Origin of the sequence: Bacillus sp. RC240, assembly GCF_044907945.1 — a bacterium.
In the GTDB taxonomy this organism is placed as follows: domain Bacteria; phylum Bacillota; class Bacilli; order Bacillales; family Bacillaceae_G; genus Bacillus_A; species Bacillus_A mycoides.
Window position 1 is genome coordinate 68,896 of record NZ_JBIYCT010000011.1, and the last position, 22,000, is coordinate 90,895.

Annotated in this window: 19 protein-coding genes; all 19 read right to left on the minus strand. The window is 36.4% G+C overall.

What is annotated here, in order from left to right; all coding sequences use genetic code 11:
* Positions 1-2,673, minus strand: a complete 2,673-nt coding sequence (gene mutS / locus ABH955_RS24905; protein WP_002128699.1) for a DNA mismatch repair protein MutS — start codon at positions 2,671-2,673, stop codon at positions 1-3.
* 180 nt (positions 2,674-2,853) lie between these two features.
* A complete protein-coding gene (cotE, locus tag ABH955_RS24910; protein WP_002014610.1) occupies positions 2,854-3,396 on the minus strand; it encodes an outer spore coat protein CotE in 543 nt (180 codons plus the stop codon).
* Positions 3,397-3,524: 128 nt separating this feature from the next.
* Positions 3,525-3,956, minus strand: coding sequence for a YlbF/YmcA family competence regulator (locus ABH955_RS24915; RefSeq protein WP_002033698.1), 432 nt, complete (start codon positions 3,954-3,956; stop codon positions 3,525-3,527).
* A 3-nt stretch (positions 3,957-3,959) separates the two neighbouring features.
* Positions 3,960-5,489, minus strand: coding sequence for a tRNA (N6-isopentenyl adenosine(37)-C2)-methylthiotransferase MiaB (gene miaB, locus ABH955_RS24920; RefSeq protein WP_404447986.1), 1,530 nt, complete (start codon positions 5,487-5,489; stop codon positions 3,960-3,962).
* A gap of 433 nt (positions 5,490-5,922) precedes the next feature.
* Complete coding sequence (locus tag ABH955_RS24925) at positions 5,923-6,789, minus strand: 2-oxoacid:ferredoxin oxidoreductase subunit beta (RefSeq protein ID WP_002088040.1); 867 nt, start codon at positions 6,787-6,789, stop codon at positions 5,923-5,925.
* Positions 6,776-8,533 (minus strand): 2-oxoacid:acceptor oxidoreductase subunit alpha, encoded by a 1,758-nt coding sequence (locus ABH955_RS24930; protein ID WP_016092174.1) that lies wholly within the window; start codon positions 8,531-8,533, stop codon positions 6,776-6,778. Before ABH955_RS24930 ends, ABH955_RS24925 begins: the two co-directional genes overlap by 14 nt.
* 227 nt (positions 8,534-8,760) lie before the next feature.
* On the minus strand, positions 8,761-9,684 hold the full coding sequence (locus ABH955_RS24935; RefSeq protein ID WP_061688551.1) for a dipeptidase: 924 nt from the start codon (positions 9,682-9,684) through the stop codon (positions 8,761-8,763).
* A 59-nt stretch (positions 9,685-9,743) separates the two neighbouring features.
* Complete coding sequence (spoVS, locus tag ABH955_RS24940; RefSeq protein ID WP_000404341.1) at positions 9,744-10,004, minus strand: stage V sporulation protein SpoVS; 261 nt, start codon at positions 10,002-10,004, stop codon at positions 9,744-9,746.
* 149 nt (positions 10,005-10,153) lie between these two features.
* Positions 10,154-10,948, minus strand: coding sequence for a TIGR00282 family metallophosphoesterase (locus ABH955_RS24945; protein WP_404491781.1), 795 nt, complete (start codon positions 10,946-10,948; stop codon positions 10,154-10,156).
* Between the two features lie 331 nt (positions 10,949-11,279).
* Complete coding sequence (rny, locus tag ABH955_RS24950; RefSeq protein WP_002111330.1) at positions 11,280-12,842, minus strand: ribonuclease Y; 1,563 nt, start codon at positions 12,840-12,842, stop codon at positions 11,280-11,282.
* A 483-nt stretch (positions 12,843-13,325) separates the two neighbouring features.
* Positions 13,326-14,357, minus strand: a complete 1,032-nt coding sequence (recA, locus tag ABH955_RS24955) for a recombinase RecA (RefSeq protein WP_002014599.1) — start codon at positions 14,355-14,357, stop codon at positions 13,326-13,328.
* Positions 14,358-14,499: 142 nt separating this feature from the next.
* The gene (locus tag ABH955_RS24960) at positions 14,500-15,738 is read right to left on the minus strand and encodes a competence/damage-inducible protein A (protein WP_404457394.1); all 1,239 of its coding nucleotides are present in this window, start codon (positions 15,736-15,738) and stop codon (positions 14,500-14,502) included.
* A 20-nt stretch (positions 15,739-15,758) separates the two neighbouring features.
* Complete coding sequence (gene pgsA / locus ABH955_RS24965; RefSeq protein ID WP_002014596.1) at positions 15,759-16,337, minus strand: CDP-diacylglycerol--glycerol-3-phosphate 3-phosphatidyltransferase; 579 nt, start codon at positions 16,335-16,337, stop codon at positions 15,759-15,761.
* Positions 16,338-16,400: 63 nt separating this feature from the next.
* Entirely contained in the window at positions 16,401-17,312 is a 912-nt protein-coding gene (locus ABH955_RS24970; RefSeq protein WP_002088056.1) for a helix-turn-helix domain-containing protein, read from the minus strand.
* Between the two features lie 21 nt (positions 17,313-17,333).
* Positions 17,334-18,119 carry a DUF3388 domain-containing protein gene (locus ABH955_RS24975; protein ID WP_000574107.1) on the minus strand — a complete coding sequence of 262 codons (786 nt, stop codon included), beginning with the start codon at positions 18,117-18,119 and terminating at the stop codon, positions 17,334-17,336.
* A gap of 139 nt (positions 18,120-18,258) precedes the next feature.
* Positions 18,259-18,507, minus strand: a complete 249-nt coding sequence (locus ABH955_RS24980) for a DUF3243 domain-containing protein (protein WP_000114449.1) — start codon at positions 18,505-18,507, stop codon at positions 18,259-18,261.
* Between the two features lie 76 nt (positions 18,508-18,583).
* Positions 18,584-19,297, minus strand: coding sequence for an elongation factor P 5-aminopentanone reductase (gene ymfI / locus ABH955_RS24985; RefSeq protein ID WP_113936842.1), 714 nt, complete (start codon positions 19,295-19,297; stop codon positions 18,584-18,586).
* Positions 19,298-19,414: 117 nt separating this feature from the next.
* Positions 19,415-20,701 (minus strand): EF-P 5-aminopentanol modification-associated protein YfmH, encoded by a 1,287-nt coding sequence (gene yfmH / locus ABH955_RS24990; RefSeq protein ID WP_002014592.1) that lies wholly within the window; start codon positions 20,699-20,701, stop codon positions 19,415-19,417.
* Positions 20,702-21,976 (minus strand): EF-P 5-aminopentanol modification-associated protein YfmF, encoded by a 1,275-nt coding sequence (yfmF, locus tag ABH955_RS24995; RefSeq protein ID WP_002066759.1) that lies wholly within the window; start codon positions 21,974-21,976, stop codon positions 20,702-20,704.
* Between the last annotated feature and the right edge of the window lie 24 nt (positions 21,977-22,000).

The following is a 22,000-nucleotide window of genomic DNA, read 5'->3' on the forward strand; positions in this document are numbered from 1 at the left end:
TCATCCTTTCTTTAACTTTTTCTGTAAACGATACAGTTCATTCATCGCTTCTAAAGGCGTCATATCGAGTAAATCAATCTTTTTAATTTGTGCAAGTACTGCCGTTTCTTTTGGATTTAGCACAGGCTTGTCTTGATTTTTCGAAGACTGTTCTCCTCCAAAGAAAGATAGTTGTGAATCTTCTTCAGTCTCTTCTTTCTTTTCTTGTATTTCTGCTGGTTCTTCTTTTACAACAACTGGTTCTGGAGCGACTTCTGGCACTTTCACTTCTACTCGTTTCGGAATAACAATTTCTTCCTGTCCTTCTAGTTGTGCTAACACTTCTTTCGCGCGAGCGATTAAGCTCTCTGGAAGCTCGGCAAGTTGAGCAACGTGAATTCCGTAACTTTTATCAGCCGCTCCATCTTGAATTTTATGAAGGAAAACTACTTTTCCATTCTCTTCAATTGCTGAAACATGTACATTCTTTAGTTGGTCTAAACTTTCTTCTAACACTGTTAATTCATGATAATGTGTAGAGAATAATGTTTTCGCACCAATTTGGTCATGAATATGTTCAATGATTGCTTGCGCAAGTGCCATACCATCATACGTGGATGTACCGCGTCCAATTTCATCGAATAAAATTAAACTTCTCTCTGATGCATTTGCAATTGCATTTTTCGCTTCTAACATTTCAACCATAAATGTACTTTGACCTGAGATTAAATCATCCGCTGCACCAATTCTCGTAAAGATTTGATCGAAGACAGGTAATACTGCTTCTGTCGCTGGTACAAAACAACCAATTTGTGACATAACAGTAACAAGTGCTAATTGTCTCATATACGTACTTTTACCAGACATGTTCGGTCCTGTAATTAAAAAGACATCCATCTTCTCCGGCATAATACAATCATTCGGTACATACAATTTCCCGTTCAATACTTTTTCAACGACAGGATGACGACCATCTTTAATAAAGATTTCGCGCTTATTTGTTAAAACAGGTTTTACAAACTGCTCTTCTTCACTAACTGTCGCAAAGCTTTGCAGTACGTCTAGTTCACTAATTACTTTCGCTAAATGCTGTAATTTCGGAATGAATACTTTTACTTCTTCGCGAAGTGCTGTAAATAAATCGTATTCTAATTGTACAATTTTCTCTTCTGCTTCTAAGATTAATGTTTCTTTTTCTTTTAGCTCATCTGTTATGAAACGCTCTGCATTTGCAAGTGTTTGTTTACGCTCATAGCGCCCTTCTGGAAGTGCTGCAAGATTAGCCTTCGTCACTTCAATATAGTAGCCGAAAATACGGTTGTACCCAATTTTTAATGATTTAACCCCTGTAATATCACGCTCTCGTTTTTCAAGCTCAGCAATCCACGTTTTTCCGTTTTTACTAACGTAACGATATTGATCAAGCTTATCATTATAGCCATCTTTAATAATATCTCCATCTTTAATAGAAAGCGGTGGGTTTTCTTGAATACTTCTTCCTAGTAATTCAGTTAAGCTCTCACATGGATCTGCACCTTGAATTAACCTTGCTGCATAAGCATTATCTAAAAGACTAATCGCTTCTAAAATAGCTGGTACTTGCAGTAAAGAACGTCTTAATTGTAATAAGTCCCGTGCATTTACATTACCAAATGCAACTTTCCCTGCTAAACGCTCTAAATCATATACTTCTTTTAACTTTTCTTTTAAATCTTCACGTAAGAAGTAATCATTTACAAACGTTTCAACCATTTCTAAACGCTCTTCAACTTTTTCTTTCTGGATAAGCGGACGTTCCATCCACTGTTTTAACATACGCCCACCCATAGCCGTTTTTGTTTTGTCTAATAGCCATAATAATGAGCCTGTCTTTTCCTTCGTGCGAAGAGTCTCTGTTAACTCTAAATTACGTTTTGAATGCACATCAATTTTCATAAATTGATTCGTGTAATAAATTTCTACTGGTTGCAAGTGATCTAATGAACGTTTTTGTGTTCTTATCACATAGTTAAATAAGCGTCCAATTGCTTTAATTAATTTTGCTTGGGAAACACTTTTCACAAGATGTTCTAATCCTTCTGGAATAGTTGTTGCATCTTCATACGAAATCGTCATTTTTAATGTTTCAGTTAACTTATTTAATTCATCTTTTGAAAATGTAGAATCTACAACAATTTCTTTTGAACCAGTCGCATACACTTCTAATAAAATATCTTCTACTGAACCAGTTAATAACGTCACTGTATTTTGTCCAGTCGTTAAGTCATTACAAGCTAGCGCATAAGATCCATCTTCGAAATGTGTTAATGCTGCTAAGAAGTTATTCTCCTTCTCGTCTATTGTACGCCCTTCCATCATCGTTCCTGGCGTAATTAGTTGTACTACTTCACGACGTACTACACCTTTAGCTGTTTTTGGGTCTTCCACTTGCTCACAAACAGCTACTTTATATCCTTTTTCAACAAGTTGTTCAATATAATTTTTAGCTGCATGATGTGGTACACCACACATCGGTATACGTTCACTACTACCACCATCTCGGCTCGTTAATGTAATTTCAAGTTCATGAGCTGCTTTAACCGCATCTTCAAAGAACATTTCATAAAAATCACCTAATCGGAAAAATAAAAAGGCATCTTGATAGTCTGCCTTAACCTTTAAGTATTGCTGTATCATAGGCGTATATTGCGTCATGTCTTTCCTCCATAATTCTTACATAATAATCTATATTCATATATGTCACACTTCACGGACATCCATATCTCCTATTCCAGGAGTCTCTCCTCATTATAGCACATTTCATAAGGAATCATGTTCATGCAGAACCACTTATGTACTGTAAAAAGCTAGGAAGAACTTCTCCCTAGCTTTCTCTTACTCTTCTTCTGCATCGACGATAAAGTTCGGATCTAATTCTTCAAACTCATCATCATCGACTTGGAAATCCTCGTCTGATTCTACGCAACCTTCAGGATTTACACTTACACAAATTTTCGTTTCCCCAACTACTTCTGTTACAAATTCACGTTCTACCGTCACAACAATTTTATTACCATTTGGCGATACAAGAGCTTCTAAACAATTTGGCGGCTGAATTACACGAGCGATAATTTCTAAATCGTCACCAGAGAAGTTTTTATCACGATACCCAATACTTACTTCATCATTGTAGTTAACACGTTCTGTTACAACTTCAGTCTTTGTGTTTCCATCAAATGAATACCAAGTGTTTACATCATAGAAACCTTCAATTTCCACATGTTTTCCATTCTTTCTCGCTTCGTACGAATGGTTAATTACCCAGCACCCTAAAATACTTGTTGGCTCATTATTCGATTCACATGTATGCGTTGACTTTGTATACTTACGTCCTTTTCCAACCACTGCTTTTGTAATAATCTCTCTAAATTCGGACATTCGTAACCCTCCTCAATCACTATTCACTTAATCATATGCGTGACAATAGCGGAATGTGTCATTCTTTTTTTTGAGAAGAATTTCCGATATAACCCACAAAAAAAAAGAGATGTCAATAAGACATCTCTTTAACAACCACAATTTCCTTTTTTACTTTCTACTGCTGCACCAGTTTCACCCTTCAACACATCGCCGCCAGTTGAAACTAATATTTCATCTGTTACATTGTTAGAAATGGTACTAGCAACTAGCTGTAGTAAGTCATTTACATACGTTTGTGAAGATTTAAACTCCTGTACAACTGGGATATTATCTAACTTATCTTGAAGTGCATCAATTTCAGCTTCTACTTTTTTCAAAGCTTCCCATTTCCCATAATGTTGCAAGTTTACTGCTTGTTTTTGCAAAGCTTTTATTTCATCAATTGCTCGCTTTACATTTTCATTTTTATGAATTTGTGCTTCTGCTCGCTTAAAGAAATCGACTTCTTCTGTTTCAGAGATCATTTTCGCTAATTCTTTCGCTTGCTCAACAATTTCATCTTTCGTATATACTTTCATCTATTATTTCACCTCAATCGGCTCCTTAACCAATTCCCCGTTAAGAGACCAAGTTTTTGCTTCCGTTATTTTTACTTTCACAAGCTGACCAATTAAAGATTTTGAAGCAACAAAGTTTACAAGTTTATTCGTACGTGTATATCCCGCAAGTACTTCAGGATTATTCTTACTTTCTCCCTCAACTAATACTTCTACAACTTGACCTATATAACGCTTATTCTTATTAACTGCATATTCATTCACTAGTGTATTTAAGCGTTGTAATCGCTCTTTCTTCACTTCCATCGGAACATTATCCTGCATTTTTGCAGCTGGTGTACCTTCACGCGGAGAATAAATAAATGTAAATGCCGTATCAAATCCTACTTCACGATATAACGACATCGTCTCTTCAAACTGTTCGTCCGTTTCATTTGGGAAACCAACGATAATATCAGTCGTTAGTACTGCATTTGGAATTGTTTCTTTAATTTTTCGTACAAGCTCTAAATAGTGTTCTCGCGAATATTTACGCGCCATAATTTTAAGCATATCTGTACTACCAGATTGAACTGGTAAGTGGATATGTTCTACTAGGTTACCACCTTTTCCAAGAACATCAATTAAATGATTGTCAAAATCACGTGGATGGCTTGTTGTAAAACGAATACGCGCGATATCGATTTTACGAAGTTCATCCATTAAATCGCCAAGACCATATTGTATATCTTCAAAGTCTTTACCGTATGCGTTTACGTTTTGTCCAAGTAACGTAATTTCTTTATAACCGTTCGCAGCTAAATGGCGAATTTCTTTAATAATATCTTCTGGACGTCTACTGCGCTCTTTTCCGCGTGTATACGGTACAATACAATATGTACAAAACTTATCACAGCCATACATAATATTTACCCAAGCTTTAATATCACCACGACGTACTTTCGGAAGGTTTTCAATTACATCCCCTTCTTTTGACCAAACTTCAACTACCGTCTCTTTTGAGAACATTGCGTCCTTTAAGATATACGGTAATCTATGAATATTGTGTGTACCAAACACCATATCTACATGCTGATTTTTTTGCATAATTTTATTTACAACAGATTCCTCTTGAGACATACAACCACATACACCAATTATAAGATCCGGATTTCTTCGCTTTAATGATTTTAAATGACCAAGTTCACCGAACACTTTATTTTCAGCATTTTCACGAATTGCACAAGTATTTAATAAAATTACATCTGCCTCTTCAGTTGAAAAGGTTGGCTCATATCCAAGTGTTGTAAAAATCCCAGCCATTACTTCTGTATCATGCTCATTCATTTGACAGCCATATGTACGAATGTAAAACTTTCTTCCTGCGCCAAAATCGCGAAACTCTTCAGGTAGGCCAAAATCTCTTTCAATTTTAACTTCTTCTTTCCCACGCTTTTTCGCCAATTTCAAGGAAGGTGGTTGGTATACACTTTCAAAGTATTTACTATAATCTTTCTCTTCTTTTTTCGTAGAGGAATTTGCTTGTCGACTTGCTAATCGTTGTTGCTCGTTCATCGGTAATCTCCTTTCACCCTTAACTATACACACACTCTGTAGTCCATTTTAATGCGCTTAGACCCATCTCAATGATGTTAGATAGCATGAGAGATAACTTGCCCTTTGAAACTTGAGTAATCGATCTAATCATCCGTAAGAATGAAGTCTTCCCCACACAAATAGACATTCCCTTTTTATTATTTCATCTTGTCCTACCCAAAAGCATATTGCTTTATCCCTATACACATTATCATAGTATAGAGCCTTTAGCCAACTTTAACGAAGAAGGCTTCTTATCCTATATTTCATTTCACAGTTAATGAACATGCTATTTTTATACAACGATTTATATATTATTTTATCATTCAGAATTTTCTAAGTAAACAAATCTATTAATTATTTTTATTCACTCAAAAAGAAGGTTACCAAGTGGCAACCTTCTCTCCGATCATTACATAAATTCAGCAACAAGCTCATCAAACATTTTCTGATCCATATTCAAATCAGCTTGCACTAAAGGTTTTTCACTATAGTCTTTTACAAGCTCTTGGTAAGAGGGCTGCTTTGTATTTTGATAAATTAAACCTGTTACTAACCCGTTCTTTTCCATTAATGTTTGCATAGCCATCATGCGGTTAGATGGATCGTATCCTTCTACTGTACTTAGTTTCGTTAAATTCTCTTTAAACCAATCATAAGTATTTACTTTATTGTAAGTAACACATGGACTAAATACATTAATTAATGAAAAGCCTTTATGATTAATACCAGCTTCAATAATTTGCGTTAATTCTTTTAAATCACTTGAAAAGCTTTGCGCCACAAATGTCGCACCAGCTGTTAAAGCCATTTCCATAACATTTAGTGATGGTTCAATTGAACCTTGTGGTGTACTTTTCGTTTTAAATCCAGCTTCACTACGTGGTGAAGTTTGACCTTTTGTTAATCCGTAAATTTGGTTATCCATTACGATGTACGTAATATCAATGTTACGACGAATAGAATGGATTGTATGTCCCATACCAATCGCAAAACCATCACCGTCACCACCGGATGCAATAACTGTTAAATCACGATTTGCCATTTTCACACCTTGTGCAATCGGAAGAGCACGTCCGTGAATACTATGCAAACCATATGAATTAATATACCCTGAAATACGACCGGAACAGCCGATACCAGAAATAACAGCTAGCTCATCTGGATTTAAACCAACGTTAGCTGCCGCACGCTGAATCGCAGCCTGCACCGAGAAGTCTCCGCAACCTGGGCACCAGTTTGGTTTTACACTGTTACGAAAGTCCTTAAATGTTGCCATTTAATACAACCCCTTTTTTACATTCGTTGTAAATCTCTTTCGGCAAGAATGGATTTCCATCGTATTTTAAAAGACTAGAAATTTTCTCACCATTGCCAAGATTCATTTTCATAATGTTAGCAAGCTGACCAGTTGCATTGTTTTCTACTACTACAACACGCTTCGCTTTTTTCACAAGTGGATCGATTTCAGCTGTTGGGAACGGATGAATTAAACGTACATGGGCATGGTTTACTTTCATTCCTTCTTGTTCTAAACGCTGCATTGCCTCTTCGATCGCACCACGAGTTGAGTTAAAGCCTACTAACAATACGTCTGCGTCATCATGCTTAGCATTTTTGTAAATAGGGGTATTAAACTGTAAATTCGCCATTTTACGGAAACGTTTGTCCATTTGATCTTTACGATTTAACGCTGATTCAGATGGTTTACCCGTTTCATCATGTTCTACACCTGTAACATGGTGAATACCATTTTTCATACCAGGTAAAACACGTGGTGAAATCCCATCTTCTGTTACTTCATAACGCTTGAAGTATGCTTTATTTTCACGTTCTGGTAATTCTACTTCTAAATCAAGCTTACCACGACGAATTTCCACTTTATCTAACTTAAGTGGTTCTACTGTTTGCTTTCCTAAAGAAAGCTGTAAATCTGTTAAGAAAATAACAGGCACTTGATATTCTTCTGCTAAGTTAAACGCTTCTACAATATCATAGAAAGCTTCTTCAACTGTACTTGGCGCCATTACGATTTTTGGAATTTCACCATGCGTTCCGTAAATCATAGCCATTAAGTCAGACTGCTCTTGTTTTGTTGGTAAGCCCGTACTTGGGCCACCGCGTTGTGTATCAATGATAACTAGCGGTGTTTCAGTAATACCTGCTAAACCAATTGCTTCCATCATTAAAGAAAGACCAGGACCAGCAGATGCTGTTAATGTACGAACACCAGCGTAGTTTGCACCGATCGCCATTGTACAAGCTGCGATTTCATCCTCAGTTTGGATTACTGTTCCGCCGACTTTTGGTAACTTTTTAATTAAATATTCCATAATTTCAGATGCAGGTGTGATTGGATATGCAGACATAAAGCGAGCACCACCAGCTACCGCACCAAATGCGATTGCGTCGTTTCCAATCATAAACATGCGTTTCTGACCATCAGCTTTTTCAAGCTGCATCATGTTTACTTTCTCACCAAGCAATTCTTTCATGTATTGAGAGCCGCGTTTAATTGCTTCCATATTCTTTTGAACGACTTGCTCTCCTTTACGACCAAAGATTTCTTCAACAACCTCTAAATAAGCTGTTTCGTCTAATCCTAATACCGCACTAGATGCCCCAACAGCAACCATATTTTTCATTAAAGATGTGCCTAATTCTGAAGCGATATCTGTAAACGGTATCACATATAGATTTACATCTGTATTATCAGGTATTGTCGGATTAAATTTCGCATCCGCAACTACAATTCCGCCCGGACGTAGTTCGTGGAAGTTAAAATCAATTGTTTCTTGATCAAAAGCAATTAAAATATCTAAATCATCTGAGATCGCGCGTACTTCTGTTGTACTTACACGAATTTTATTATTTGTATGGCCGCCTTTAATACGTGATGAGAAGTGGCGGTAACCGTATAGGTAATACCCTAATCGGTTTAATGCAATACAGAAGATTTCCCCTGTACTTTCAATTCCTTCACCTTGTTGGCCTCCAACTTTCCATGAAAGTTGACTAATCATCTCCTACACCCCTTTTGGCTGCATTCATTGTAGTGTATTTTTTTACAGTATTAGTTTAGCATTTTTTATGCAAATAAACTACAATGGACGCAAATTATGCCTCTTCTGTTTTCCCTGAATCTTTAGTATAATGCTATTTCGTTTACCATTCTAGTATTAGGTCTTAAAAAAATCAATAAATTCAAGTGAATTTATTTTAATTTTTCCGAATTTTTAAAACGCATTCTTTAGAACGTTATACAGTCAACAAAATTTTTATATAAAAATCGCTCTACAGTTGATTCATTATACTTTTTACACAGTTGATTCATTATATTTTCATAATCCCTATATACTTCTACACCTACAACAGTTTCTAAAATCCCATCAAAATCAGAACCGAATCCTATATTTTTTTCTCCACCTAATGAACAAATATATTCCACATGCCTTAATATATCTGCTATATTCGCTTGTCTTTCATTCGTTAAAAACTGCGGTACGAAAGTAATACCAATAATGCTATTTTTCTTTATAAGGGCTCTTATTTGTTCATCGGTTAAATTGCGTGGATGCCCACAAAGTTGATAACAGTTTGAATGAGATGCAATTGGGTTTTTAGCAATTTCAATAACATCCCAAAAGCTTCTTTCATTTAAGTGAGACACATCGGTCCATAAATGTAACGTATTAAGTTCTTGTACAACTTGTCTACCAAATGTAGTTAAACCTGCTCCACGTGCCTCTAGCGCTCCATCAGCTAACAGATTGGCATAGTTCCATGTCAATCCAAAGGAACGTACACCTAAGCGATAAAACAAACGTAATTTCATCGCTTCTTTTCCAATTGCTTCGCATCCTTCTAATGTTAATAATGCTCCAATCTCGTCTTGTTTTAGCATGTTAATATCGTTTTTTGTCTGAATAAACTTCATTCCTGGTAGCGATAGAATTTCATTATGAAAAATATCTATCATTTGCAGCGCAACTTCAAAACGCTTTTCATACGCTACTGTTTCTGGTATATATATAGCAAAGCATTGTATACTTCCTTTTCTTTTCATTAATTGTTCAAATGTAATATGTAATTGTGAATCGTTTTGAAAGTCTTTTTTTCCCTTTGCACTCCATAACTGAAAGAGTACATCGCAATGCGCATCAAAAATTTTCATTTTCATTCCTCCATTACAAAAACAACCTGTTTGCATACATGCAAACAGGTTGTTTCAACTTAACGAGGTTCTACAATTAATTTTATCGCTGTACGCTCTTCACCATCAATCATAATATCTGTAAACGCTGGGATACAAATCAAGTCCAAACCGCTAGGCGCTACAAATCCTCTTGCAATTGCTACTGCCTTTACCGCTTGGTTCAATGCACCTGCACCAATAGCTTGAATTTCTGCTGTTCCGCGTTCGCGAATAACACCTGCAAGTGCACCAGCTACAGAATTAGGGACCGACGTTGCTTTAACTTTTAATATTTCCATTCCGCGTTTCCTCCTCGTTTCTATAAAAAGTAATAGCAATTATTTCACTTTAACTTATATTCACGAGGAATGGCACGTATTCCTGCTAAATTTCTGTAATTTTTCTAAAAAATTAAAATATAACGAATCCTCTAACTTTTCGTTAAAAATCAGTCAAAAAATGGCTGGTCATCATTAATTAAAATGCGCTCAATTTTCTTCGCTTTCCCTGTATTAGGATCCACATCAATTAACACTGCACTTAATTGTGTTCTACCATTCGTCACTTCAAAACGCACTGGTAAGTTCGTTAAAAACTTCTTCAATACCGCTTCGCGATCCATACCTAAAATCCCATCATATGGGCCTGTCATACCAACATCTGTAATATAAGCTGTTCCGCTTGATAAAATACGATTATCAGCTGTAGGAACGTGTGTATGTGTACCTACTACCGCTGTAGCACGACCGTCTACATACCAACCTAACGCCTGCTTCTCACTTGTTGTTTCAGCATGAAAATCAACAAAGATAATGTTTGTACGTTTTTTTGCAATACTGATTAACTCATCCACTTTACGGAATGGACAATCAATTGGAGGAAGGAAAGTACGTCCTTGTAAGTTAATAACTGCAACTTCTGTTCCATTACAATTTACAAAGATAAGCCCTTTACCCGGCGTTCCTTCTGGGAAGTTAGCTGGTCTTGCAAGATATTTTGCATCATCGATAAATTCAAATACTTCACGGTTATCCCAAGCGTGGTTTCCAAGCGTAACCGCTTGTGCCCCGCACTCTAAAAAGTTTCGATATATTTTTTCCGTAATTCCACGTCCACCCGCAGCATTTTCTCCATTAATAATTGTTACTGTCGGTGTATATTTCTTCTTTAATGCCGGTACGTACTGTTGAATCATGTCTCTACCAGGAGATCCTACTACATCCCCAACAAATAATATTCTCATATGTCTTACCCTTTCTATGTACTACATTTTTTATTACCATACTATAACTTAAAGCTATTTCCTTACAACAGTTACAATTTATCTATTATAAGTTTCTTTCACTTGCATACTGCTCATAAAGTGAAACTATAATCAGTGGGGGTTTTGTTCATCCCCCACTGATTATTAGCCTTCACCAATCGGGCGTTTACGGGCAGTTTATCCCCCACCTAATTTCTTTGCTCAAGCCGAATTTTGAGGTGGGAGTTTTACTGCCCGTTAACGCGGGATAAATAATTTTCTTTATTTTACCCAATTCCAACACAAAAAAATAAAGTGGTGTTTCACCACTTTATTTTGCGTATTCCACTGCACGTGTTTCACGAATAACAGTTACTTTAATATGTCCTGGATAATCCAGTTCATTTTCAATACGTTTTCGAATATCACGAGCTAAACGATGAGCTTCTAAATCATCAATTGTATCTGGTTTTACCAGAATACGAACTTCACGTCCTGCTTGAATTGCGAAAGATTTTTCTACGCCTTCATAAGACTCTGAAATTTCTTCTAACTTTTCAAGACGACGAATGTAATTCTCAAGCGTTTCACTACGAGCTCCCGGTCTTGCAGCTGATAATGCATCTGCTGCAGCAACTAGAACTGCAATGATAGAAGTTGGTTCTGTGTCACCATGGTGAGATGCGATACTGTTTATTACAACAGGATGCTCTTTATATTTCGTTGCGAGTTCAACACCAATTTCAACGTGGCTACCTTCTACTTCATGATCGATTGCTTTTCCGATATCATGTAATAGACCAGCACGTCTTGCTAGTTTTTCATCCTCACCAAGCTCCGCTGCCATAAGTCCAGTTAAGTATGCAACTTCCATAGAGTGTTTTAAGACGTTTTGCCCGTAACTTGTACGGTATTTTAAACGACCTAAAATTTTAATTAAATCTGGATGTAAGCCATGAACACCCACTTCAAACGTTGTTTGCTCTCCGACTTCACGAATATACTCGTCCACTTCACGTCTTGATTTTTCGACCATCTCTTCAATACGCGCTGGGTGAATACGTCCGTCCTGTACTAGTTTATCAAGAGCGATACGAGCTGTTTCACGACGAATCGGGTCAAATCCAGATAGAATTACCGCTTCTGGTGTATCATCGATAATAAGGTCAATACCTGTTAACGTTTCTAACGTACGAATGTTACGACCTTCACGTCCGATAATACGTCCCTTCATTTCGTCATTTGGAAGATTTACAACCGAAACGGTTGTTTCAGCAACATGATCAGCTGCACATCTTTGCATTGCAAGAGATAAAATCTCTTTTGCCTTCTTATCCGCTTCTTCTTTCGCGCGAACTTCACTTTCTTTTACCATAACGGCAATTTCATGAGAAACTTCACTTTCCACTTTACCAAGAATAATTGCTTTCGCTTGTTCGCGGGTCAGATTGGAAATGCGCTCTAATTCTGTTTGTTGCTTTTGAACTAACTCTCCCACTTTGCTTTCCAACTCTTCAATCTGTTGTTGTTTCGCTACAAGAGATTCCTCTTTCTTTTCTAACTGTTGCTCGCGCTTATCGAGCGTTTCGTCTTTACGATCAAGGTTCTCTTCTTTTTGCATTAAACGATTTTCTTGTTTTTGTAATTCGCTTCTACGGTCACGAATTTCTAATTCAGCTTCTGTACGAAGTGTATGAATTTCATCCTTTGCTTCTAAAAGCGCTTCTTTCTTAAGTGCTTCAGCATCACGATTCGCTTCGTCTAGAATACGTTTTGCTTCATTAGCTGCACCATTAATCTTCGCTTCAGCAATAGACTTTCGAACAAAAAAGCCAACAACTGCACCGACTGTTGCAAGCAAAATGGAGATGAGTATCCAAACTGTACTACTCATGATTTCACCTCCCCTTGCTATGAATGAAAAAAGACTGTCGGCATGTACATTGAATTACAACGTACAGCAAAGACCGTCGTCCCGCTTTTTTAAGGGACTTTCTTCATTTCACAATTAAAATGTCATATTATTATTTCGGCAAGATTTAAGTCTTACTCCGAATATTACTTCTCTTCTTGAGAAGAGTATATCGTATATAAGAAAAAATATACATTCTCATTGTATCTATCGCAATTTTCATTGTCAAGCGTTGTCTACTTTTACTTTCTTTACCTTCAGCCCTGAATCTTATATGGATTAAAAAAACAGACAGCATATTATCCTGGAAAACCTTAGAAAATCCCAATTCATTCACTTAAAATATATGAATATTCCCCTTTACACATAGCCTTTTGGATAGAATAAATATTTTATCTCCAGCTATATATAACGCTTTCATAGTGGATTAAAAAATAAAAGACACGGTCCCGTGTCTTTTATTTTTTAATCTTGACGAGTTGAATCTTCCGTGTCTTCAACACCAGAGTTTTCACCAATTCCGTGATGTTCACGAACAAAGAAGGCAATTTCCTCTCTTAAATCCGTATTCTCTTTTAAGAATTGCTTCGAATTTTCACGTCCTTGTCCTAAGCGTTCTTCATTATAAGAGTACCAAGCACCGCTCTTTTGAACGATATCAAGTTCAGAAGCCATATCTAAGATTTCACCTTCTCTTGAAATACCTTCTCCGTACATAATATCAACTTCAGCAACACGGAATGGCGGTGCTACTTTATTTTTAACTACTTTTACTTTCGTTTTATTACCAACAATATCGTTACCTTGCTTTAACTGCTCAGCACGACGTACTTCAAGACGGACAGTTGAATAGAATTTCAACGCACGACCACCTGGAGTTGTTTCTGGGTTCCCGAACATAACCCCAACTTTTTCACGAATTTGGTTGATAAAGATTGCGATTGTTTTTGATTTGTTGATTGCACCTGAAAGTTTACGAAGTGCTTGTGACATTAAACGTGCTTGTAAACCAACGTGAGAGTCACCCATGTCCCCTTCGATCTCAGCTTTCGGTACAAGAGCTGCCACAGAGTCAATTACGATAATATCAACCGCTCCACTTCGTACAAGTGCTTCTGCGATTTCTAGTCCTTGCTCTCCTGTATCAGGCTGTGATAATAGTAATTCATCTATGTTAACACCTAATTTTTGTGCATATACAGGATCCATTGCATGCTCCGCATCAATGAACGCTGCTTGTCCACCTTGACGCTGTACTTCCGCGATTGCGTGTAATGAAACTGTTGTTTTACCTGAACTTTCAGGTCCATAAATTTCAATAACACGGCCACGTGGGTATCCGCCTACCCCTAGTGCCACATCAAGTGCTAAAGAACCACTTGAAATTGTAGAAATTCTACGCTCCGCTTGTTCTCCTAATTTCATAATTGAACCTTTACCGAATTGCTTCTCTATTTGTTTTAACGCCATATCTAATGCCGCTTGACGATCGCTCATTCAAAATTCCTCCTTAACTAAATTGCTAATCTTATTATACCTATTTTCAATTCAATTTGCCAACAAAAATCGAACATTTATTCGTTTTTTTATTTTTTATCGAATAAAACTAGGTTTTCCAACAAAAAAAACTAGAAGAAATTTATATCTCTTCTAGCTTTTTAAATAAATGATAAAATCCATATTTTGTAGAGCGTTCTCTAATTTGTTGACGACTTCCACTTAAATTAAGTGAGAAGACTACAGCTGGTTCATCTTTAATCACCAATCCAATAAATACTGTTCCTGGTTCTTTATGCTCTGAAGCATCCGGTCCTGCTACCCCAGTGAAACTAATTCCGATATCTGCTTTTAATAATCCCTTAACATTTTCAGCAAGATAACGAGCACATTCTTTACTAACTGCACCATCAGTACGCAACACTTCTTCAGGCACATGTAAAACATGTTGCTTCACATCATTTTGATAACAAATGACACCGCCTTTAAATACAGACGAAACACCAGCATTTTCTGTTACTTGATTTCCAAAAAGACCACCTGTTAAACTTTCTGCACACGCTAAAGTTAACCCTTTTTCCTTCAATAGCCTTATTGCCTTGTAATGAAGGAAATCTTGGTCATATCCGTAGAAAAACTCTCCTACTCTTTCTAAAATCAAATCTTCCACATGCTGAATCAGTTTCTCCGCCTCATCAGCATTTTGATGTTTGGCAGTTAAACGTAATGTCACTTCTCCATCATTTGCGAGTGGTGCAATGGTTGGGTTCGTTTGACCATCAATTAAATCTTGAACTTTCACCTCTAATTGAGATTCACCAATACCAAAAAAACGAAGAACACGAGAATAAATATTTTCCCCCGTTGTAAACTTACATAAAAAAGGCTCTACGTAACTTATATACATCGGCTTCATTTCTTTTGGTGGTCCTGGTAATAAAATATAAACTTTTCCGTTCTTATTTAACCCCATACCAGGCGCCATACCGTGATCATTTGCAAATACAGTCGATCCATTTAAAACGAGTGCCTGCTTTTTATTATTCTCCGTAAATTCACGGCCTGTACGCTTAAAATAATCGCTTATCGATGTTAATGCCTTTTCATCATACACAAGCTCTTCATCTAAACTAGACGCTATTGTCTCTTTCGTTAAATCATCTTTTGTCGGTCCTAATCCACCTGTGAAAATGAGCATATCAGCTCGTTCTTCAGCCAATTCAATTGCCTTCTGTAATCGCTTGTTATTATCCCCAACAACAGTATGGTAGTACACGTTAATTCCGATTGAAGCTAACTTTTCAGATAAAAACTGGGCATTTGTATTTGCAATTTGTCCAAGTAATAATTCCGTTCCAACCGCAATAATTTCAGCATTCATCCCAATTCCCCCATAAACTTCTATTTTGAGTTTACAAAAGCATCTTTATTTTTCCAGAAATAATCCCATCCTGAAATAACGGTAAAGAATAATGCAATCCATATGAAAATATCTGCAACTGGAATATGAAGTAAATTTAACGGTACATCATGTAATAAGTATGCTGCAATCGCAATAATTTGTGTCCATGTCTTAATTTTCCCTAGCTGATTTGCTGCAACTACTTCCCCTGTCCCAGCAAGTACAAGGCGTAAACCTGTTACTGCAAACTCACGGCTTATAATTACAATAACGATCCAAGCAGGTACATATTGCATTTCTACCAATGTGATAAGTGCTGCCGAAACAAGTAATTTATCTGCTAACGGGTCAAGGAATTTCCCTAAATTCGTTACAAGATTATACTTTCTTGCATAATGTCCATCAATCCAATCTGTAGCCGAAGCAATAATAAAGATAAGTGCCCCTACTAAATGTTGAATTGGTAACTCTACATCACCAATTATAAATGAGCCCCACTCAAAGGGCGCTAACATAATTACCATAAAAATTGGAATTAAGAAGATTCTAGATATTGTAATTTTATTTGGTAAATTCACAGCTATTCCTCCATCATGTCAAAAACATTTGTTCATTGAAAAAAGTCATCGAAGCGATGACTGTTATTGCGCAGCTTGCCCTATCCCTTGGTTTTTTATCACCAATCTTTGGTGAAGTTCTTTTGCTGGATCCAATGGGAAAGCAACCACTTGACCATTCAGTTTAACTTCAACATTCGTTGCATTTCCAATATTAAGTCGCACTTCTTTTACTGTTGATAAATCACGTTTTTCTATTTGGCCACCTTGTACTGTAGTGTTTAGAATTTCGTTCCCAGCATCATCTTTAACATCTACATAACTCGCACCTTTACCCGATATTTCCAGTTCTAATGTTTTATTATTATGAATTTCCAAAGTAGATACCTTACCAGTTGTTCCAACTACTTTTATCTCTTGCTGTCCAGTTGGTTGTGCTGGTTGTTCCTCTTTCTTTGGCTCTTCTTTTTTTGGTTCTTCTTTCTTTGGTTCTTCCGCTTTCGCTTCATCTTTCTTTGTATCTAGCGGAGAATTTTTTGCTTTTTGAACCTCAATTTTCTCACTTTGAGCATTTGGAACTTGCCTATCATCTTTTCCAGTTAACGCTTGAATAACAAACCAGACTACCACTCCAAATGCGATTACTAACAATGCAATCAAAATTTTGGGCATATGATCCGCAATTGGCCATGATGAAGATTTTTGCATTGTTTCTTGTGTTTTTTGTCCAGTTGATACTTGTGGAACTTCACGTTTTTCAGACTGTGGTATCGTACTCTGATATTCTACAAGCAGTTCCTCTCCATTTAATCCAACAGCATCTGCATATTGTTTAATGAATGCACGCGCATAAAAAGCTCCTGGCAACACATCATAATTGCCTTCTTCAATCGCTACTAAATGGCGTTTTTGAATTTTTGTAATCTCATGCAGCTGATCAATAGATAAGCCTTTCGCTTCTCTTGCTTCTGTCAGCTTTTGTCCTAATTCCGTCACTACTAACACCTCAATATTTCTTTAAAAGTCGAACATAGAGAAATTGTTTTGCGTACCTTGCTCAATTTCATCTACTAAATTATATTGAATTTCTTCATCATAATCGTTACGCAATTCGATAATATAATCAAAATCATCCAATGTGTATTCTGACTGACTCACAAACACATCCGGATGTTCCACAACTTTCGTTGCAGGCAATCTCATGATTTCACGAACGAGCTGCCAGTGTCTTTCATTTGCACGTTTTGTCGACACAATTCCATCTAGTATGAAAATATTATCGTCGCTATACTCATCTTCAATCAATTGGCTACGAACAGTTTGCTTAATGAGAGTAGATGATACGAATAACCATCTCTTATTTGCACAAACACTTGCGGCAACAATAGATTCTGTTTTTCCGACACGAGGCATTCCTCGTATCCCAATTAATTTATGACCTTCTTTTTTCATTATCTCCGCCATAAAGTCTACAAGCAATCCTAATTCATCACGCACAAATCGAAATGTTTTCTTATCATCTGCATCTCGTTGTATGTACCTACCATGTCTAACTGCTAGCTTATCTCTAAGCTTTGGCGGACGATATTTCGTTACCGTTATATTATCCATCGTATTTAAAATTGATTCAAGTCTAGAGATTTGTTCTTGATTATCACACATAAGCAAAAGTCCACGTCGTGCATTATCTACACCATTAATTGTGACAATATTGATGCCAAGCATACCGATTAACGAAGAAACGTCACCAAGTAAGCCAGGTCGGTTTTTATGTATTTCATATTCAAAATACCATTCAATCATCCAAGATCACTCCCCTACGCTTACTTTACACCTACGTACTATATTATATGATTTCATCTTAATAGGGAAGCTAAATGTATAATCTATTCCTCCTAATTACTATACAAAAAAAGTAGAGAGGAGCTTCTCCTCTCTACTTTTACTTATGTTGTACAAACTTCACCATTAAATTTGCAATTGTATGTTGCTCTTGTTCATCAGCAACTTTCCAAAGCTCAGACAATAATTTTTCTTGATCGTTGCGCGCTTCTACTTCATTTGCTAAATAATCACCAACACGAAATGCCATATCTGATACGGCACCACCATCAAGCCCTTTTCCCCCCGCTTGTTCTAAACGTTCTCCTAAAAAGCTCTTCCACTGATCAAAATTATCTAACACTGACATGTTTAAGCACCTCACTATTTTAGTAATAGAATCATGCTTAATTTGTACAATTTCTTGTTTTTTATGTAAGAATTTTTTAGCAATGCCAACCGCCATTCACTCCGATAATTTGCCCCGTAATATAAGAAGCTCCTGGCGAAACGAGGAAGGAGACTGTTTTTGCTACCTCTTCGGGTAGTCCTATTCTACCTAATGGAATATCTTCAGCAATTTCATTTTTATCATCTTCTGAAAATACATTTAACATTTCTGTTTCGATTGCACCTGGCGCTACCGCATTAACGCGCAATCCACTTAGAGAAACTTCTTTCGCTAAAGCCTTCACATATGAATTTTGTGCACCTTTCACCATTGAGTACAGCACCTCACAAGACGCTCCTATTTGCCCCCAAATGGATGAAATAACAACAACATTACCCCTTCTCCGCCCGATCATCGGTGGAAGCGCCATCGATAAAAGTCTATATACACTCTTCACTTGAAGCTCCACCATATAATCTAATTCTTCATTAGTAACATCTGTTACTAATCCAAATATACTCTTTCCAGCTGCGTATACAATAACATCAATAGGATGTTCGATTTGTCCCCACAATTTCTCTGCTCCATCGATAGAAGCTAAATTTGCTTGCACAGGAATCACTGCATCAAACTCCTTTTGTAACCCCCTTATCTTCTCTTCGCTTTTATTGTAATGAATATAGACTGTATAACCATCCTCGATTAACTGCTTCGAAATAGCAGAGCCAATCCCTCCGCTTCCTCCAGTTACTAATGCATACTTTTTCATAAATTCCCTCTCTTATCTTTTTATGTATAAATAAATAATACCCTCATCTTACCATTTGGCAATAACCAAACGTTAGATGAGGGATATAGATACTGCGTTTTTTATTCACATATTACTTCATTTTTTTGGTAACACTTGGCAGACACTCATTTTCTCTTCAATTAATAATGTTTTTGCTGCTTGTTGTAAGTCTTGAACAGTTAATCCTTCTAACACTGTAAGAGCATCAAATAAACTAGATTCATTAAACGCATATCGTGTAAACTGATTTGCAATATATTCAGGTGAATTCAACGATCGTAAAAATCCACCAATTTTCTTTTTCTTCACCCGTTCCAGCGCAGTCTCATCTAACTGATCATAATTCGTTTGTAGTAAAATACCTTTTAATCGCTCTGCCAATTCATCAGGGTGCTTCGTATCTCCACCAACCATTGCAAAACCGAAGTTATTTTCTTCTGTATAGTCATACGAGAACGAATCATCAATAAGACCTTCATTATATAAAGATTCGTAATGAACTGACCCTTTTCCAAATAAATAATCTAAAAGTAATGTAAGTGCAATTTCTTGTTTTAACAGAGCTTGCCCTTTTTCTTTTAAATTCGTTGCCTTAATACCAACTAAACATTTTGGAGTTTGAACAGGCATTGAAATAATCTTTTTCTTTTCATTTACTTCTTCTGGTTCCTCTTCAAAAGAGCGAACGATTTCTGGTTGATTTTCGTAATCTTTTTTCGCTTGATTTTCACGAACTAAATCCATTGTTTTTTCAGGATCAATCGCTCCCACAACAAATAATAACATGTTGCTCGGATGGTAAAAAGTCTCATAACATTCATACAGTAGGTCTTTTGTAATTTTACTAATAGACTCAATCGTCCCTGCAATATCAATTTTAATTGGATGTTTCACAAACAAACTATCGATTAACCCAAAGTATAAACGCCAGTCTGGGTTATCTTGGTACATTTGAATTTCTTGACCGATAATACCTTTTTCTTTTTCAACCGTTTTTTCAGAGAAATACGGTTCTTGTACAAAGTCTAACAACGTATTTAAATTTCTCTCTACATTTGATGTACAGGAAAAGAGATAAGCGGTTCTTGTAAAAGATGTAAAAGCGTTCGCTGAAGCACCTTGTTTACTAAACAATTGAAACGCGTCATGGTCCTCTTTTTCAAACAATTTATGCTCAAGGAAATGAGCAATTCCATCTGGTACACGAGTCATGTCTTCTTTTCCAAGCGGTACAAATGTATTATCAACAGAACCGTACTTCGTCGTAAATGTTGCAAATGTTTTGTTGAAGCCTTGTTTCGGTAAGATATATACGTCTAATCCATTCGGAAGTTTTTCATAATATAGCGTCTCTTTTAATTGCTCATACACAATTTTCTCCATTTATTCTCCCTCCGTTCCATGTAAAAAGTAAATTGTATCTAGTTCAATATTATTAGCAACTTTCACAATCTCTTCTTTCGTCACGCTTTCTATGCCCGTTAGCCATTCTTCAACTGGACGCGTACGCTCTGAAATCACCCCGTGATAAAGCATTTCAACAAAACCACGTGGTGTATCAATTGCCTCTAAGATTTGATTTTGAATTACACTTTTCGTTTGCTTAATCTCTTCCTCTGAAAAATCACCGTTTTGCATTGCTTTCATTTGTTCTTTAATAATTTCAACAGCTTTTTCAAAGTTCTTCGCTTCAATTCCAGACATAACGAAGAGCAAACCTTTATGACTTTCAAATCTCGATGCTGCATAGTACGCTAAACTATTTTTTTCACGGACATTTACGAATAACTTCGAATGAGAAAACCCTCCAAATAATCCGTTAAACAATTGTAATGCAAAATAATCTTCATCTTTATACGTAATGAATGTGCGATAGCCGATATTTAATTTACTTTGCTTTAGTTCTTGTTTTTCAACAATTTCTTTTTCTTCATTATTTCGTTTATGAAGAAGTACATTTCTCTCTTTCATAGCGCGAGGTGAAATCGAAAAATACTTATTTACAAGCTCCACAGCATCTTCTGAAATGTCACCAATTATATATAAATCCATTTCATCTTCAGCTAACACTTTTTGATAATATTGATACAAACTTTCATTTGTAATAGAAGCAACACTTTCTTTTTTTCCATTTGCACTTAAGCGATATGGTTCTACTTTGCACATTTCTGCAATTAAACGCTCGTTTGCATAACGCATTTTATCATCATAAGTAGCTTCAATTCGTTGCAAGAGTGCTCGTTTCTCACTTTCTACAATAGAAGATAGAAAACCGTCCCCTTCTGTTGCTGGATGTAAAACAATATCAGATAACATAGAAAGTGCTTTTTCAAATAACGGTGGTGCATCGCGTAAATATGTTTCATTTGCAATGTCTACATAAATAGAGATGATATGGTCTTCCCCTTTTTTACTTACATCTACCGCTAAAGAAGATCCATATAATTCTTCTAAATATTGACGAAGACGAATTACAGAAGGCAGTTTTTCTGTCGCACTTTGCAATACATACGGCAATAGGGCACGCTCTGTCACCGTCTCCTCATTTAAAGGTGCTTTAAAACGAAATACAAAGGTATTTGTTTTAAATTTATCAGTCGGAATAATATGTACTCGCAAGCCACCTAATTCATGCAGTTGCTGTTCCATTAGTTTCATTAATAGCCCTCCTTTACGTATGTA

Bases quoted from the DNA above. Each gene is read 5' to 3' on its own strand.
- recA (WP_002014599.1), bottom strand. From the start codon at position 14,357: ATGAGCGATCGTCAAGCGGCATTAGATATGGCGTTAAAACAAATAGAG.
- ABH955_RS24930 (WP_016092174.1), bottom strand. From the start codon at position 8,533: ATGATTAGTCAACTTTCATGGAAAGTTGGAGGCCAACAAGGTGAAGGA.
- ymfI (WP_113936842.1), bottom strand. From the start codon at position 19,297: ATGAAAAAGTATGCATTAGTAACTGGAGGAAGCGGAGGGATTGGCTCT.
- rny (WP_002111330.1), bottom strand. From the start codon at position 12,842: ATGAGTAGTACAGTTTGGATACTCATCTCCATTTTGCTTGCAACAGTC.
- cotE (WP_002014610.1), bottom strand. From the start codon at position 3,396: ATGTCCGAATTTAGAGAGATTATTACAAAAGCAGTGGTTGGAAAAGGA.
- mutS (WP_002128699.1), bottom strand. From the start codon at position 2,673: ATGACGCAATATACGCCTATGATACAGCAATACTTAAAGGTTAAGGCA.
- ABH955_RS24980 (WP_000114449.1), bottom strand. From the start codon at position 18,507: ATGTCAGTGTTAGATAATTTTGATCAGTGGAAGAGCTTTTTAGGAGAA.
- ABH955_RS24975 (WP_000574107.1), bottom strand. From the start codon at position 18,119: ATGATTGAATGGTATTTTGAATATGAAATACATAAAAACCGACCTGGC.
- ABH955_RS24935 (WP_061688551.1), bottom strand. From the start codon at position 9,684: ATGAAAATTTTTGATGCGCATTGCGATGTACTCTTTCAGTTATGGAGT.
- miaB (WP_404447986.1), bottom strand. From the start codon at position 5,489: ATGAACGAGCAACAACGATTAGCAAGTCGACAAGCAAATTCCTCTACG.
- ABH955_RS24915 (WP_002033698.1), bottom strand. From the start codon at position 3,956: ATGAAAGTATATACGAAAGATGAAATTGTTGAGCAAGCGAAAGAATTA.
- ABH955_RS24960 (WP_404457394.1), bottom strand. From the start codon at position 15,738: ATGAATGCTGAAATTATTGCGGTTGGAACGGAATTATTACTTGGACAA.
- spoVS (WP_000404341.1), bottom strand. From the start codon at position 10,004: ATGGAAATATTAAAAGTTAAAGCAACGTCGGTCCCTAATTCTGTAGCT.
- ABH955_RS24925 (WP_002088040.1), bottom strand. From the start codon at position 6,789: ATGGCAACATTTAAGGACTTTCGTAACAGTGTAAAACCAAACTGGTGC.
- yfmH (WP_002014592.1), bottom strand. From the start codon at position 20,701: ATGGAGAAAATTGTGTATGAGCAATTAAAAGAGACGCTATATTATGAA.
- ABH955_RS24945 (WP_404491781.1), bottom strand. From the start codon at position 10,948: ATGAGAATATTATTTGTTGGGGATGTAGTAGGATCTCCTGGTAGAGAC.
- yfmF (WP_002066759.1), bottom strand. From the start codon at position 21,976: ATGAAACTAATGGAACAGCAACTGCATGAATTAGGTGGCTTGCGAGTA.